Annotated in this window: 18 protein-coding genes; 15 read left to right on the top strand and 3 right to left on the bottom strand. The window is 48.0% G+C overall.

What is annotated here, in order from left to right:
* The first annotated feature begins 134 nt into the window (after positions 1–134).
* Positions 135–689 (top strand): hypothetical protein, encoded by a 555-nt coding sequence (locus QMN93_RS18205; RefSeq protein ID WP_007372297.1) that lies wholly within the window; start codon positions 135–137, stop codon positions 687–689.
* Positions 690–738: 49 nt separating this feature from the next.
* A complete protein-coding gene (locus QMN93_RS18200; RefSeq protein WP_007372298.1) occupies positions 739–1,005 on the top strand; it encodes a hypothetical protein in 267 nt (88 codons plus the stop codon).
* Positions 1,006–1,072: 67 nt separating this feature from the next.
* On the opposite strand, the gene QMN93_RS18195 is transcribed toward QMN93_RS18200, so the two are convergent.
* The 3 genes from QMN93_RS18195 to QMN93_RS18185 are packed head-to-tail and all read right to left on the bottom strand — an operon-like array spanning position 1,073 to position 2,248.
* On the bottom strand, positions 1,073–1,303 hold the full coding sequence (locus tag QMN93_RS18195) for a hypothetical protein (RefSeq protein ID WP_007372299.1): 231 nt from the start codon (positions 1,301–1,303) through the stop codon (positions 1,073–1,075).
* A 43-nt stretch (positions 1,304–1,346) separates the two neighbouring features.
* Positions 1,347–1,805 carry an RES family NAD+ phosphorylase gene (locus QMN93_RS18190; RefSeq protein ID WP_007372300.1) on the bottom strand — a complete coding sequence of 153 codons (459 nt, stop codon included), beginning with the start codon at positions 1,803–1,805 and terminating at the stop codon, positions 1,347–1,349.
* On the bottom strand, positions 1,802–2,248 hold the full coding sequence (locus tag QMN93_RS18185) for an antitoxin Xre/MbcA/ParS toxin-binding domain-containing protein (RefSeq protein WP_008786588.1): 447 nt from the start codon (positions 2,246–2,248) through the stop codon (positions 1,802–1,804). Before QMN93_RS18185 ends, QMN93_RS18190 begins: the two co-directional genes overlap by 4 nt.
* A gap of 148 nt (positions 2,249–2,396) precedes the next feature.
* On the opposite strand from QMN93_RS18185, the gene QMN93_RS18180 reads away from it, so the two are divergent.
* The 13 genes from QMN93_RS18180 to QMN93_RS18120 all read left to right on the top strand — a co-directional run bounded on the left by QMN93_RS18180 (position 2,397) and on the right by QMN93_RS18120 (position 13,237).
* The gene (locus tag QMN93_RS18180) at positions 2,397–2,714 is read left to right on the top strand and encodes a hypothetical protein (protein WP_007372302.1); all 318 of its coding nucleotides are present in this window, start codon (positions 2,397–2,399) and stop codon (positions 2,712–2,714) included.
* Between the two features lie 41 nt (positions 2,715–2,755).
* Positions 2,756–3,598 carry a hypothetical protein gene (locus QMN93_RS18175; protein ID WP_007372303.1) on the top strand — a complete coding sequence of 281 codons (843 nt, stop codon included), beginning with the start codon at positions 2,756–2,758 and terminating at the stop codon, positions 3,596–3,598.
* Complete coding sequence (locus QMN93_RS18170; RefSeq protein ID WP_007372304.1) at positions 3,570–3,848, top strand: hypothetical protein; 279 nt, start codon at positions 3,570–3,572, stop codon at positions 3,846–3,848. Before QMN93_RS18175 ends, QMN93_RS18170 begins: the two co-directional genes overlap by 29 nt.
* 59 nt (positions 3,849–3,907) lie before the next feature.
* Positions 3,908–4,351 (top strand): hypothetical protein, encoded by a 444-nt coding sequence (locus QMN93_RS18165; protein WP_007372305.1) that lies wholly within the window; start codon positions 3,908–3,910, stop codon positions 4,349–4,351.
* Positions 4,352–4,637: 286 nt separating this feature from the next.
* Entirely contained in the window at positions 4,638–4,802 is a 165-nt protein-coding gene (locus QMN93_RS18160) for a hypothetical protein (protein WP_007372306.1), read from the top strand.
* Positions 4,803–5,369: 567 nt separating this feature from the next.
* Complete coding sequence (locus tag QMN93_RS18155) at positions 5,370–6,212, top strand: HNH endonuclease signature motif containing protein (protein WP_007372307.1); 843 nt, start codon at positions 5,370–5,372, stop codon at positions 6,210–6,212.
* A gap of 421 nt (positions 6,213–6,633) precedes the next feature.
* Entirely contained in the window at positions 6,634–6,885 is a 252-nt protein-coding gene (locus QMN93_RS18150) for a hypothetical protein (protein ID WP_024196080.1), read from the top strand.
* Between the two features lie 455 nt (positions 6,886–7,340).
* Positions 7,341–7,862, top strand: coding sequence for a hypothetical protein (locus QMN93_RS18145; protein WP_007372310.1), 522 nt, complete (start codon positions 7,341–7,343; stop codon positions 7,860–7,862).
* 46 nt (positions 7,863–7,908) lie between these two features.
* Positions 7,909–8,178 carry a hypothetical protein gene (locus tag QMN93_RS18140; RefSeq protein WP_008786584.1) on the top strand — a complete coding sequence of 90 codons (270 nt, stop codon included), beginning with the start codon at positions 7,909–7,911 and terminating at the stop codon, positions 8,176–8,178.
* A 607-nt stretch (positions 8,179–8,785) separates the two neighbouring features.
* Positions 8,786–10,039, top strand: coding sequence for a ParA family protein (locus QMN93_RS18135; protein ID WP_007372312.1), 1,254 nt, complete (start codon positions 8,786–8,788; stop codon positions 10,037–10,039).
* Positions 10,036–11,040 (top strand): ParB family protein, encoded by a 1,005-nt coding sequence (locus tag QMN93_RS18130; protein WP_007372313.1) that lies wholly within the window; start codon positions 10,036–10,038, stop codon positions 11,038–11,040. Before QMN93_RS18135 ends, QMN93_RS18130 begins: the two co-directional genes overlap by 4 nt.
* A gap of 39 nt (positions 11,041–11,079) precedes the next feature.
* Positions 11,080–11,565 (top strand): hypothetical protein, encoded by a 486-nt coding sequence (locus QMN93_RS18125; RefSeq protein ID WP_172745723.1) that lies wholly within the window; start codon positions 11,080–11,082, stop codon positions 11,563–11,565.
* A gap of 40 nt (positions 11,566–11,605) precedes the next feature.
* The gene (locus QMN93_RS18120; protein ID WP_008786582.1) at positions 11,606–13,237 is read left to right on the top strand and encodes an ATP-binding protein; all 1,632 of its coding nucleotides are present in this window, start codon (positions 11,606–11,608) and stop codon (positions 13,235–13,237) included.
* The last annotated feature ends 383 nt before the right edge of the window (positions 13,238–13,620 follow it).

Genomic DNA, 13,620 nt, shown 5'->3' with positions numbered 1-13,620 from the left:
CAGATCATAACCGGCCTTAATGGTCGGTTTTTTTTGTGAATTTTCTGCCCCGAAAGCCTTCGTCACCTGCGGGGAGCGTGGTTAACTGGTTATGTAAACAAAACGAACAACACACATAACTACAGGGGTCTACCATGTTAAATCCAGCTATCTGCGCCATGTTCATGTTTCAGGGCTTCCAGCATGAAGTCTCCCGTCTGACCGCATTATCAGTGGCTAATCCTATCCCCCTCACCTTCAACTGTGACAGCGTACAGACAATGATCTGTGAAACGCTGGCTGGTGGCGAAATTGAATGTGCTCACTGGATGTTGGATGCCGCAGAGCAGATCTGTAAAGCCTGCGAACCTGCGTATCAGGCATCTGAAGAACCGGGAGTCTGGTACTACGACATTGCTGAACGTCTGGGCGCTGAAGTGGCCTGCCGTTGCGTAAAAGGTGATATCAGCACTGACCAATTGGTCGCTGTTGCAGTTAACCTCACTGAGTCATGGAACACGCTGAGCGAAGACAGCAATCAGGAGCCTGATTGCGGATCATATGAAAATACCGTCAGGACGTTGGTAGAACGTGCTGATACAGCAGAAGCGGCTTGCGTAGAAGCAGTCAGAATCCTTGATGGTGGTGAGCGGCAGGCGTTATCAAAGGCGATAGCAATTCTTCGCCCTGTGGCCGCAACGTTGCAGTAGATAGTGGCAGAACACCAATACACACAACACTCACTACAGGAAAATGACCATGAAACTCACCGTATCGACTCGCCCGGTAAGAATTGAAGGGAATTATGTCTCTGTCGTCTTTAATCGTTCCCATAACTCCATGCCGGAAACAGCAGAGGTTAAAAATGCCGATCAGGCGCGGGCATTCATCAACGATTACATCGCCCGTAATATCAACGAAACGCCGATGCATCTGGTGCTGACAAAAGAGGGCCGGGCATTTGGCGGGTTCGACGCGCTGAATAGTAGCCTTCCGCCCGCGATTGAATCATCAACCCGTTTGTAATGACTGACTGGTGGCGCTCAGTGAGGAGCGTCACCCGGCATCACGGAGGGAGTTGCAAGAGTTCTGATTAGCCTTTCCTGACCCACGCCCAAAGCATCGCACCCGCCAACACCGTCAGCATCAGAGCAAACACGGAACCAACCAGACTCGCATCGCCATTCTTGCCGGAGTAACCGCAGGTTTGAGATGCGTCACCAACTGCCTGACAAATTGAATCGGGATCAAGTCCCCAGTAGACAAAGGCGAACAAGGCAATTACAGAGATAAACGCTTTAGCGACTTTCGCTTTCTGAATCATCAGAGACACCTCAGTTCGTCAATGCCGGGGAGTTGCCTGTGTGTTATTTCAGGCGGGAATCAAACCGGAACGGAATTTTCTTAACCGTAGCCATCAGGTCAAAGAGTTCAGGGTGTGCCGGATTCAGCAAGTAGTTAAATTCAACCGGAGACAACGCACTTGGAATACGCAGCGCGATAGAAGAACCGCTTTCAGCCCAGTTATCACCGTAGAGCGCCAGCTCAGCAGGAGCATCCTCACTCGCCCAGTTATCAGGGAGACGGCTCATGTCGAAGGTCTGGATCTGATCATCCGGTACATCAAGACTCAGCAGTGTAAAGTCGTCCAGTAACTGCGGCGCGTGAATGTGTACCAGCGTTTCAAGCATGGTAAGGCTGGCCGTTTCAGACAGGTAGACCATTGCAGTGCCTACGCTGTTCCAGCGGCCCCCCGCTTCTTTCGCACCCAGACCAGACCACGCAGTCATCAGATAACGGGTCTTGGTCAGTCGGTAAAGGATCACGAGTATACCCCGTGCTCAATACGCGTAATCAGGCGCATCACTTCAAGCGCACCTGTCTCAGAAGAAACAAGCTCTGCCGGTGATTTCCAGCTCAGACCACGGTTCGCTTCGTTCAGCCATTTGTGCGCCGCTTCTTTGTCACCTTCAAACAGCTCTACAGCGCGTTCAATTACGCGGATAATGCGCACCAGACGTTCGCTCTGATCGGCAGTGAAACGGTCTTTGATGCTACGATTAAACGTCGTATTAGGTATACCCGACATTTTGCGCAGCTCAGACGGCGTGATGTTAGCCCATTCAGAAATGTGCTTAGCTACTGTGCCATCGAGACCGTGATTGATTTTATCCATCAGCGCGATACCGTCATTATCCAGCCCAGCAACCTGCCATAAGCAGTGCTGATTCGTTTTGGTAACGTCTGGAGAAAAAACTTTCATCGTCATAACTAGCCCTCCCATTTGGTAATTCAATTATACCATATGGAACACTAACGGCAATCTTTTAACCATCAGACAACCTCAGCGCCCTTCGTCACCAGCCCCACCTGCCAGATAATAGGTCAATAACGACAAAACTATGACAGGGGGCATCATGCCGAATCTCTTACGTTATGACCAACTGGACTCCTCACGTCAGCCAGCAGCGCGGGCATCAGCCGCTAGTGGCGAATTATGGTGTGCCCGCAACAACGTAAAAAAGCAGGCGGCAGCGTCAAAGGCCGCAATTCACCAGGCAATCAATGATCAGCACCGCATTACCCGGCTGCGAAACACCTTTTCGCTCGCGAAGGATATGCGTGAAAAGCCGGTCGTCTGGATTGAAAAGCGCATCCTCGAAAATCTGTGCATGTTCAATGAGCAGGGCGATATGTACCTGTTCACGCAGCAGAACTTTGTCAGCAAACTCTGAACCTCCGGCCCGGCTCGTCGGGCCATTAAAAGGAAACCGATATGACAGACTTCATTGATAAACTGGCAGCGAATGGTGTGGCCTTTACCCTTCAGGACGGACGAATCATCGTTGAAGGCGATCTTCGTGTCGGGTTTACGCTTGAGCCAGAAGATCCGGCAATTCCCTGCGACTATATTCCCGCGAATCTGACCGTGACGAACACCCTGACCATTCTGTCGGGCATTCATAGCATCCCTGCCGGGCTGGTGGCCCGCAATCTGTTTATCAGCTACTCTGAGCTGGAATCTCTCCCTGACAACCTGACCATTACCGGTACGCTCATGGCGAATTCTTCACGTCTTAAGTATCTGCCGGAAAATCTGACGGTGGGCCGCGTTCTGGACATCATGTGTACTGATATCGCCTATCTGCCGGATACGCTGAAAGTAGCTGGCAGTATGATGCTGTCAAACACCCGTATTACCACTTTGCCGGATAACCTGCATCTTGAAGAAAATCTGGCCCTCGAAGCCATGCCGTTGCAAGCGTTGCCAAAAAACCTGAAAGTGGGCCACAGCCTGTATCTGGATGCTGTGGCTCTGAAGCGGATCCCTGAGTGTATATCGTGCCCCGTGATTAACCTGGTTAACCCTGGTAATTTTGAAAATGTCGCGTCAGTCACCGGTATCGGCGGAAAGCCTAACCGCCATGTCTATGCGCTACGTACAGCGCTTGGCGTTCGCGTATGCATGTACGATTTGTCTGTAGACCCGGAAATATTTGGTCTGCTGGTACGTGGCATCTATGATGAACCCACGGCTGAACTACTTGATAAGGCCGCACAACAATGTATTCAGCGTCTGGAGGATATGTATGCTTCTGAAAACGCAGTTCGGCACTGACTCGGGTATGATTTATACCCGGAAGGTGTATCTGCATTACACCGACACTGACGGGCATTCACGCAGCAAGCTGATAAAAGGTTACTACTACCCGGGCGAAGTCCCGGTTGAGTCGTTTTCAGAGCGGGCACTTGCTCCTGGTATGCGCCAGCTGTTGAGTTGCCGCTGCGGCGCAATAAACTGGGTCGCAACTGGTGGTATCAACGAATACCAATGCGACTGCTGCGCAAAGGAAATAACCGTTTACTGACGGTCTGCACGGGGATACCGTTCGACCGGCATACCCATGACAATAAGAGCAGGTGCTAAATGACAAAAGAAGAATCACAATTTTATGCTGGTGCAATCTGGGCCGCATCGACCATTTACCGGATGCATTCTGACTCGGTGGTAGCGAAAGATTTTCTCCGTGAAATTAACGATCTGGATGTGGCAGCAAAATGTGGTGCTGAGTACGACGTTCTCCCATTACGCCTGTTTGTTTTGCGCGATTTACCATTGGGCCACGATGCGGATTATGAAGCCATCAGCTTCGGGCCGGTAGACCGTCACGGCAATATCATCTGCGATCACTCTCAGACTTCGGTCACCGATATCTCCGGCCAGCGAGCGTATGGGGTTTATGCCCGCCGTGCGGGTGAGTCGAATCTGACGCTCATCGACAATCTTGATGATGAAGAAGAAGCCGAACCACTGGCGAAGGTGCTGGCTGAACAGCTCCAGCAAATCAAAGAAGGTCGCTACGATATTTAAGCGTTAGACCACGTACTGCTGGTGGCAATACACTGGCGATTAAGGGGGTTAAGTGACTTAAATGATCCACTGACCTGTCTGTGTAAAGCCTGTTTATCCCAAAGCCGTCTGGTTCACCAGGCGGTTTTTTTATGCCCGGAATAGCAAGCACAACACAAAACGAAACCGATATTATCTTTCTGAAAATACAGGGCTTTTTATGCCCTGGTTTTCTTCGTCACCTGAGTCACTCACCAGATACTGGATACAGAAGCCACAACATGTAACCCGTTATCAGGAGCGACCCATGAAAGCACAAGCTGTTCGTAATCACTCTTTTGGCTCACTGAAGCTCAGCGCAAGCAATGCGGCAGCAGCCGCGCTGGCGCACCCGGTAACCCATTTCTTCATGCTGTTCGCCATCGTGATGTACCTGGTCTATGGCGGTGTAGTACTCGGCATTAAGCCGTAGCATTCCCTGTGGCCGGTCGCCCAACCGGCTTTGCCTCCAACCCTTCTGGAGGTAGTTGTTAACTTCCCCGGTAAACCGGGGATTTTTTTACCCGTAGTTCCAGCGTTCGCCACTGGAGCTAAAACCCACCAGAGCGAATTCCGTAACATAAGCGCTTCTTCTACGTCCGATCAGTACCTTACCCTATGAGCAACCCGTCACACTCTGCTAGCCTTCCTCCCGGAATGAACGACACTCTGATGTCCCTATATATCGAACCGGATATGCCTGGTATCGATGATCTCGTTATAACAATTATTCGGCTTCGGCGTGAGGGCTGGACAGCATCTGAACTGACTTTCCGTATACTTTCGTCAGTTGCATATCAGGTGATTCCTCCAGAGGCGTTTACCGACCCTAAGCATCACCTCCTGAAAGAGTATGTCAGTTTGTCCCGTGAGTTCGGCCTAGTAAGCGGGGCAAGACATAATGCTCACCTCCGTGGTGTCATTCGCAGAGGGATAATGTCGGGAATAGATAGAGCAGAGGTAATACGCCGCGTTCTTTTCTCCCCGCACTATTCAGAACATGAGGAAGATAACCAATCTGATTCGTTCCCTCGTTCGTCGTAACAACCGGGTGGCATTAACGCTTTTTCCCCGAATGTTCCGGTACAAAGCCTTTGGCGTGGTTGAAACAGGATCTGGTTATCCGCGACGGCCTGAACATCAGGAATCCAAAGTTTGTCTACTGGCAGGATATCTCAGAGTCCAGGAAGAAATTCGTGCTTCTCAGGCCCGTCTGGCTTTACTAAATACTGAAATCGAAAAGGAGAATGCTCAGGAGTACGCACGTAACAAAATTCCGGCATCACGGTTGGCTCACTTCAGGCTCTGGTTCACTCGCCGATTTGGTAATGACACATCCCGTTTGATTGAGTCCGTGGACACCTACTGCGAGGAGCAGAATCCAGTAATGGATGAGCAACCGGCTGTATTGCCATTACCACGCGGTCACCTCCCCCATGCAGATATCCGTATGCGCTCCCCGAGCTTCCGCCGAGAGGTTAGCGTTCGCGATGTGCATGTCCAGTCTCAGTTCCGTGAGTTGGTGGATAAGAATTTCGGAAGCCTGTGCGCGGTATCGGGCAAACACCTCAACGGTGTGCTGGAGGCAGCACATATTGAACCAACATCCGTAGCAGGCTGCTATAACGCCAGTAACGGCATTTTGCTATCACCAACATTCCACAGGCTGTTTGACACAAACATGATGGGTATTGATCCTGATACACTACAGATTCACTTCGCCAGCGGTATAGAGTTCCCTGAGTATGAAGGGGTCTGTATAAAACCGTTGTTCTACAATCTGGATAAAAACAGGCTCGGGGCAAGATGGCTTGAATTTAAAGTGAAATCACCTGCGGAGTAAGCCCTCTCCCCTCTTCCATCTCCCTGCCCTATCCAATCTATTTATTGGAAAGGCATAGCAGCATGGAGATAAGTAGCACACAAGTAACTCACCGATAATTCACATAAAAACCATATCAAAACAAATCAATCAGTTTATCGCATTTCCTAGCGCACTTTTAATTCACATTTTATGGACTTTTAATCCAATCCTCTCCTGTTCACTTTGAATTTAAGTGATATCAGTGAATGATAAGGTACGAATAATTCACTAAATAACAACTATGTAAATTCAACAGCATAAAAACCAGAGCGCTATCTTCGGACTGGTTCCAGTAATTGATGGTTTGAGTCCGGCCCGCATGTCATACTGATTTATATCTTTCGTGTAGCCCTGCGGTAGGCACGATTTCATCCCAATACATCCAGTGGCATGTGACTATATGATCGACCAAGCAGAGTTAATGAAGAGTGTTTTAGCGGTTCTGCAAGCCAGAAACGTGTCATTATCAGAGAGCCCTACGCGAATTCTGATGATGCTTCCAACACGGTTACGCGTGAATGTCACTGTAATCGATGCTCAAAATGAACCGTTAACCGCGACACTGATGCTGGATCAGGAAGGTCAAGTGACCTGTAAGCTGGCAACAGACCCCGCTGATACCGTCGTTGATATCAGTCGATATAGAGTATGATTTAAATCTTCGCGTTCCAGCCAGCCGTTCCCAGCTTCGTTGTAGAATATTGCAATAAGCCAATCCCCAGCCAGCCCTGTAATGTAACCGAAGAAAATCGTGCGCAATGCGCACGTAAAAATGTCTGCCCGCCACGCGGGCAATCGCCGTCCAAAAGCTTCGCTCTCAAGCGAAGCAGGCACGACATGTAAATTCGAATAGAGCCCTCACGGGGCGATTAGGCGAATTCGCGGCCCGCTAGGGCAAAGTCTCAAAGCGTATGGGGGTTAACACCCCCAAAACGCTGTGGAGACTGTTGTGGCTTTTCGGAACTACGATCCCGAAGTACTGACTAAGGGTTGCGGCTGCCACCAGCCCGGCTATCAGGCGACCCAACAATTATTTCTCCGTATCACTTCGTCACCTGCTCAAGGTGATTGAAAATAGAATCACAATTAGAAAGCGGGGAACACACAATGAACACTCAGACAAGAATCAAATTGAAAGGCCTCAAAATCTATACTGGCATGAGCCAGGAAACAGTCTGCTTTAACGCTACTGTCCTCTTCGACGGGCTGAGCATAGGTACAGCTGATAATGATGGGCATGGTGGCGAAACTCGCGTACTGTTCGAACCAGGAAAAAAAGAGCTGTTCCGCCAGGCCGAATCATATGCGAAGGGTCTTCTGCCAATCTGCCTTGGCGAACACAATGGCAAGCCATTTCTCATAGACTCAAACCTGATTGAAGTAATCGACCAGCTTGTCAGTGACGAGGAGCGTAACCGGAAAACTAAATCAAGTTTCAAGAAGGTTTACCGCAAGAAAATCTGCGTCTTACGCGAAGGTAGACTTTGGACAGTGGGCTACAAAAGCCAGGCTCAATACGCTTCATACATCGCACAAATCAAAAAAGAACATGGCCCTGATATCGTTATCCTGGACGATTTGGAACATGATGAAGCTTTCGAGCTGTACAGTAAGCACTTATACGCCTGACCATCAAGCGTGGTAGAATTGGATAATTCTAGCGCAGAGGATCACTATGAAAGTTAAAGAGCTTATCGCCCAGCTTCAGCTACACGACCCTGATGCTGTTGTCGTAATTGCCGGATTTGAAACCCAGAGTACTGGACTGGTTGCCGAGGCCGATACTATTAAAGAATGCGTGACAGTTCCTGTCCAAGCGGACAGCATGACGGGTGACCGTTCGTTGGCAAAGGAGGGTTCACCTTCTGTCTGGTTGGGATGGGGGAATGATTACCGCACGGAGTTCTTCGTTAGTGCCATCAACGACCCGGACGAATTAGCCTAACTATATCGAATACCCAAGAGCCTCTACTTCAGAGGCTTTTTTATTTGATGGGTCTTACGGGAAACCTTGTCATTCATTTACCAATAGTTGCAGGGCGTATCCTCCAGCGCTAAGTCACTTAACCCCCTTAATCGCCAGCCAGCATCTCCGGGTTCTGCCCGACCCGTGGATTACTTAACACCCTTAATCGCCAGTCAGCCTCTCCGGGTTCTGCCCGTACCGTGGGTCACTTAACCCCCTTAATCGCCAGCCAGCCTCTCCGGTTTCTGCCCGTACAGTGGGTCACTTAACCCCCTTAATCGCCAGCCAGCATCTCCGGGTTCTGCCCGACCCGTGGGTTACTTAACCCCCTTAATCGCCAGTCAGTCTCTCCGGGTTCTGCCCGCCCCGTGGATTACTTAACCCCCTTAATCGCCAGAAGAGAAAGATGATGTGTCATTGAACTGCATTTCGAGATCGCAAAATGAAGAAAAAACAAAATAGAATGTTAGCGTCTCAATCTTATTGCCGTTACAATTATACGCATAGAGCGTCATTTTACGCATTATACGTAAAGTATACGCATATGCGTTTAAATTCATAATTCAGGTTTGAGGGTATGACGAGAATGAATCTAATAGATAAAATTGCCCTTGTCGGGCAACGCATGAAGTCCGAACAAATTTCATTGAAAGAATCGTTACTGGCTTCTTCCCGGGTATCTGTATCAGATGACAGTGTGGAGGGGGTAGATCGCCTTATCTATAACCACTGCCTGAATAAAAAAAATCTCTCCGACTTCTTTGGAAAATCTCGAGTTACCTTCAATAAAATTCTCGCTGATCTCGAAGAAAAAAGGCTGGTGGGTCAACCTATTTATCAGAACAAAAACCACCTTTATACCCGCTGGGATGTCCAGAATATTATGGATGCCCTGGGTTATCCGCGCTATAGAGATTACTACCAGAGCCGAACAATCATTGTTCAGAATCATAAAGGTGGGACAGGAAAAAGCACGACCTCAGTGGCTCTGGCTGTAGCAGCAGCACTTGATCTCCAGTTGAATGCCAGAGTTTTAGTAATTGAATGGGATCCGCAAGGCTCTATTGGTAGCGGTATGATTCAAAGCGTATCTGAAGACGACGTATTCCTGACTGCAATCGACGCAATCCTGGGCGTGTATGAAGAAGGTTCTGAATATAAAAAATACCTCGACATGGGTTACTCTGAGGCTGAAATCATTGAGAATATGCCGTTCTCAACCCATCTGCCAAATCTTGATGTAATTACTGCGTTCCCAACCGATGCGAGATTCAAAGATAAATACTGGCAGTGCAGTAAAGAAGAGCGCACTCAGTTGTTGCTACGATTCAAAGAAGTGATAATGCCAGTCCTGAAAGCTAAGTATGACCTTATTATCTTCGATACCCCTCCAGAAGACTCGCCAATTATCTGGGCCGCTGATGAGGCCGCTGACGGTATTCTTGTCGCAGTTTCTCCGCGAGAATACGACTATGCATCCACAACTGATTTTATGCTGACGATCAGTGAGCGATTCCGTCAGTCTCCCAATAAAGGTGAAAATATTAAATGGTTTAAAGTACTGGCCGTTAACGTCGATGATAAAAGCCCATACGAAAAAATAGTCCTCGATAAGTTAATTCGAACCGTTCAAGACCTGTTTATGGCAACCAATATCAAAAACTCTGAAGCATTCAAAGCAGCTGCGTCACGGGGTAGGTCGGTTCTCGATATTAAGAAATCTGAAGAGTTATGTTCACCAAAGCAGCTGGATATTGCCGAAGAATCCGTAATGTCCGTATATCAACAGTTTATTAATGAGATAAAGAGTTTTTCAGCGAAGGAAGGAGTTAACGCATGAGTGATGAACAGCATATCGGAAACGATAAATCGCGTTATCTAAATACGCCAAAGCGAACCGATGTAGGCCACCGTTCCGGGTTAGCTAACCTTAAGAGTCCCCCTCGCATTAAGAAACTCTTTACCCTTCATAACGGGCGAAAACTTGAAGCTGAGCACGTCACTGTAGCAGCTGAAAATGTCGCTACTGAGACCGCCGTTCACCCAATGAACCCGCGAAATCAGGAAGCGCTTACCACAAACGCAGTACGAGATATCCTGCAACAAATTGAGTCAAGGGGTGTTGATACTGAAGGTGTTGCCGTTAAACGTGATGGCGTGTACCTGCTTATTGAAGGTAGCCGCAGACGTTTTTGCTGTATTGCGGCTCAAAAAGATCTGCCTTTATGGGTGCTACCAGATGATCTATCAGCTGAGGACATCAAGGCGATTATTACCGCTGCACAAACATCACGCCGATTCTCATACCGAGAGGTTGGGCTTCAGTATCTGGAACTAATGCAGGAAAAAGGATTCACCAAAAATGAAGAGCTTGCCCTCTTTCTTGGCATAAGCCATGTGTCAGTCTTTAAACGTATTCAGGCGGCGCGTATTGACGGTTCGTTGATAGCTCTGTTCCCGGATTATGAAGGTATACCAAACTCCTTCTACAGCCGGTTGTCCAAACTTCAGAAATACGTAGAGAGCAACCTTTTCATTCTTGCAGATGTAGTTGATAGGGTGAAAGAAGAAATTGCTAATCTGGACATCAGTGACATCCCGGAAGCGCAGAAAATTGTCATGGCGCAGATCACAAAGGCGGTTGAATTACTCGATCAAAAGCCACCTGCAAAAAGTTGGGAAACCCGTGATCTGGCTAATTTTGCTAATAAGGACAAATACGCCCGTATCAGCAAAAATGCATCAGGCCGTAAAGTTCGCTTTGAATTTAACCGAATGAGTACCGAGCTCATGGCAGAAATTGAAGCATTTATTACGGATAAACTGAGTAGCGAAAAATAACAATTCGCCATTGCTTGATTATCGAAACTGCACCTCCTGGTGCAGTTTTTTTTTGGCCGCAAACCTATTCGTCAGGAGGAGACACCGGTTGATAATAGGAAAAAAACAGCTCATGAGGTGGCTATGCTTTCGGAAAAAATTGTAACCCTGTTTTCAAATGACGCATTAAAGCGTTTCACGATTCTTGAGGCTTACGCCGAGCTAAAACGTCAGGGTACTTTTAGCGTTTTCCTTTCGTTCATCGATCCTCGTACTGATTGTCTCGTAGAGGGTAACTTTCAATTCTACCCGAACCCCGTTAAGACCTACTCAAACATGGGAGTATGCTATCTCACTGAACATCTTGGGCTAACGTTAAAAATCCCAAGCTCTATGGAATGGTGGGCTACACATGAAAAGTCAACATTTCATAACCAAGACATCACCTATCTGAAGGAGGGTGAATACGTAAAGGCAACCATTAAACTGGAAATAGGCTCGCGGATCAGAGTTCCTAATGCGTTCGAAGTTGCCCCTTCCATGTGAACTTAAGGCATATCAAAGTAAATTACTGACGAGGACGGCTATGGCACTCACGATAAAAACAGAAACACTAAAAGCTACCACAAGCCCAACATTTGAGGCTTTACGTAATCGTTATAGCCACCGTAGTTCTGACGATGAGATTGCCGTCGATCCGCTATGTTTATCTCGGGATGATCTGAATGAACTTTTACAGGCATGTCGTGGTGATGGAGAGTCAAAAAATCGACGAGCTCTTGAATCGATCATCACTGCACTGGAAGGTGATTTCGATAAGCCTGTGAGCAGTTTTCCGGCATTCGGTCGTGTGTTACTACAGTATCTGAAGTCAAATCGAATTGATGGCTGGATATACCGACGCGGTCATGACGGCAACCTGTACCCCGGTCTTGTTACAGCAATAAAAGAAGTAAAATCAGAAAAAAACTCTGACCGTCCCCCATCACTATTGTTACAAATCAGCTGGTATGGGTTCGGCGAATATTCGCACTCCAAAAAGGTTTACGGAACCCAGCTTACCGCCCTGAATTTCGAGCCTAATGAGGTGGCGCGGCGCAGTGTCGCTAAGACACTGGCCGACCGTGATATCTACCATGAAACGCATGAGCTGAAACAAGAGTACCTGGAACAACTAACGCGGTTTAAGGAAGTGGTCGACGGGCAATTTGGCAATCAGTTTAAAGCAACCGGCAGGGCTGTCAGAATGGAATCGTATAGCTACAGCGACCGGAATCTGGAAATAGCAGGGCATAAACTGATACACGATTTGCCTGATAGTGAGTGCGATGCCTACGGTGCAGAAGTGGAGTCGCCTCTTTTTGAAGATGACCAGTTTGGCCTTTTACCCGAAATTCCTGTGCAGCGTTATTTTGATCTCTCGCTGCAAGACTTTATCTGGATACATGCCAATAACGTAGAACCATACAAGTATGATAAAGAACTGCCAAAAAAGATGGTTTTGCCGGAAGACCACCGTGATTTACTCGATATACTGACCACGGATATCAGCGCTTTCACCAGCGATATTGTTGAAGGGAAAAGCGCGGGTAACATCATCATGTGCGTGGGCTCACCCGGACTTGGGAAGACATTAACTGCTGAAGTGTATGCAGAGGTCATTGAACGGCCCCTGTACTCAATTCATGCTGGCGCACTGGGAACCAACGCCGATGACATTGAGAAAAATCTGCGGACGATTCTGACCCGGGCTAAACGCTGGAACTGTGTCCTGCTTCTGGACGAAGCCGATGTGTTTGTCATGCAGCGTGGAGCATCACTGACTCAAAATGCCATCGTTGCGGAGTTCCTCCGTACACTGGAGTATTTCGATGGGTTGATGTTCATGACAAGCAACCGGGGTAGTGACATCGATGAGGCTATCATACCAAGATGCGCTGCAATCATTCACTATGATGTGCCGGAGAAATCAGATGCCCAAAAGATCTGGAAGATTATGGGTGAGAACTTTGGCGTGAACATTCCTGATGAACTGGTCAGATCACTTGTAAACACTTACCCAGAACTTCCACCACGTGACATCAAGATGTTGCTACGGCTCACGTTGCGAATGAGCGTGAAAGAGCAGGGGAGTGGTAGCATCCCGACACTGGATATTGTGCGGAAATGCGCGATGTTTCGTGGGATAGAACGAAAGGGAAAAGAAAAAGCCCTGTGATAACGATGCCGGGTTCGCCCGGCATACAACCTGCTGGCCCAGCCCAAAGCAATCCGAGTTCTTCAGCAAAAGCAGCAGCGTGTCGGAAATAACTGTGTTATAACAATTCAGGTGATCATGATGAGAAGTTGATAACAATGTTTAAGCTAAGTCCCATAAGAAAAAAAACAAACAAGCTGCATAAACTCCTTAATAACGGCTATCGTTTCGTAATCATGCATGAAGATGAAATTATTGAACCCTTCCGCTACGAAATAGAAGCCAGACGAAAACTATTCTTTGGCAGAAAACTCCTTTCTATTTCCGACCTCATCGACTCAATAAACGATAGTGTAAAAACCCAAGCAAAACGCGCCCCTTAACTATTCGTCACCTGAATAACT

The organism is Enterobacter sp. R-1.6.2 (assembly GCF_035064085.1).
Taxonomy (GTDB): Bacteria; Pseudomonadota; Gammaproteobacteria; order Enterobacterales; family Enterobacteriaceae; genus Enterobacter; species Enterobacter asburiae_B.
Note: the sequence above shows the minus strand (reverse complement) of the source record. Positions and strands in the feature narration are given on the sequence as shown.

Bases quoted from the DNA above. Each gene is read 5' to 3' on its own strand.
- QMN93_RS18205 (WP_007372297.1), top strand. From the start codon at position 135: ATGTTAAATCCAGCTATCTGCGCCATGTTCATGTTTCAGGGCTTCCAG.
- QMN93_RS18200 (WP_007372298.1), top strand. From the start codon at position 739: ATGAAACTCACCGTATCGACTCGCCCGGTAAGAATTGAAGGGAATTAT.
- QMN93_RS18195 (WP_007372299.1), bottom strand. From the start codon at position 1,303: ATGATTCAGAAAGCGAAAGTCGCTAAAGCGTTTATCTCTGTAATTGCC.
- QMN93_RS18185 (WP_008786588.1), bottom strand. From the start codon at position 2,248: ATGACGATGAAAGTTTTTTCTCCAGACGTTACCAAAACGAATCAGCAC.
- QMN93_RS18180 (WP_007372302.1), top strand. From the start codon at position 2,397: ATGCCGAATCTCTTACGTTATGACCAACTGGACTCCTCACGTCAGCCA.
- QMN93_RS18175 (WP_007372303.1), top strand. From the start codon at position 2,756: ATGACAGACTTCATTGATAAACTGGCAGCGAATGGTGTGGCCTTTACC.
- QMN93_RS18170 (WP_007372304.1), top strand. From the start codon at position 3,570: ATGCTTCTGAAAACGCAGTTCGGCACTGACTCGGGTATGATTTATACC.
- QMN93_RS18165 (WP_007372305.1), top strand. From the start codon at position 3,908: ATGACAAAAGAAGAATCACAATTTTATGCTGGTGCAATCTGGGCCGCA.
- QMN93_RS18160 (WP_007372306.1), top strand. From the start codon at position 4,638: ATGAAAGCACAAGCTGTTCGTAATCACTCTTTTGGCTCACTGAAGCTC.
- QMN93_RS18155 (WP_007372307.1), top strand. From the start codon at position 5,370: ATGAGGAAGATAACCAATCTGATTCGTTCCCTCGTTCGTCGTAACAAC.
- QMN93_RS18150 (WP_024196080.1), top strand. From the start codon at position 6,634: ATGATCGACCAAGCAGAGTTAATGAAGAGTGTTTTAGCGGTTCTGCAA.
- QMN93_RS18145 (WP_007372310.1), top strand. From the start codon at position 7,341: ATGAACACTCAGACAAGAATCAAATTGAAAGGCCTCAAAATCTATACT.
- QMN93_RS18140 (WP_008786584.1), top strand. From the start codon at position 7,909: ATGAAAGTTAAAGAGCTTATCGCCCAGCTTCAGCTACACGACCCTGAT.
- QMN93_RS18135 (WP_007372312.1), top strand. From the start codon at position 8,786: ATGAATCTAATAGATAAAATTGCCCTTGTCGGGCAACGCATGAAGTCC.
- QMN93_RS18130 (WP_007372313.1), top strand. From the start codon at position 10,036: ATGAGTGATGAACAGCATATCGGAAACGATAAATCGCGTTATCTAAAT.
- QMN93_RS18120 (WP_008786582.1), top strand. From the start codon at position 11,606: ATGGCACTCACGATAAAAACAGAAACACTAAAAGCTACCACAAGCCCA.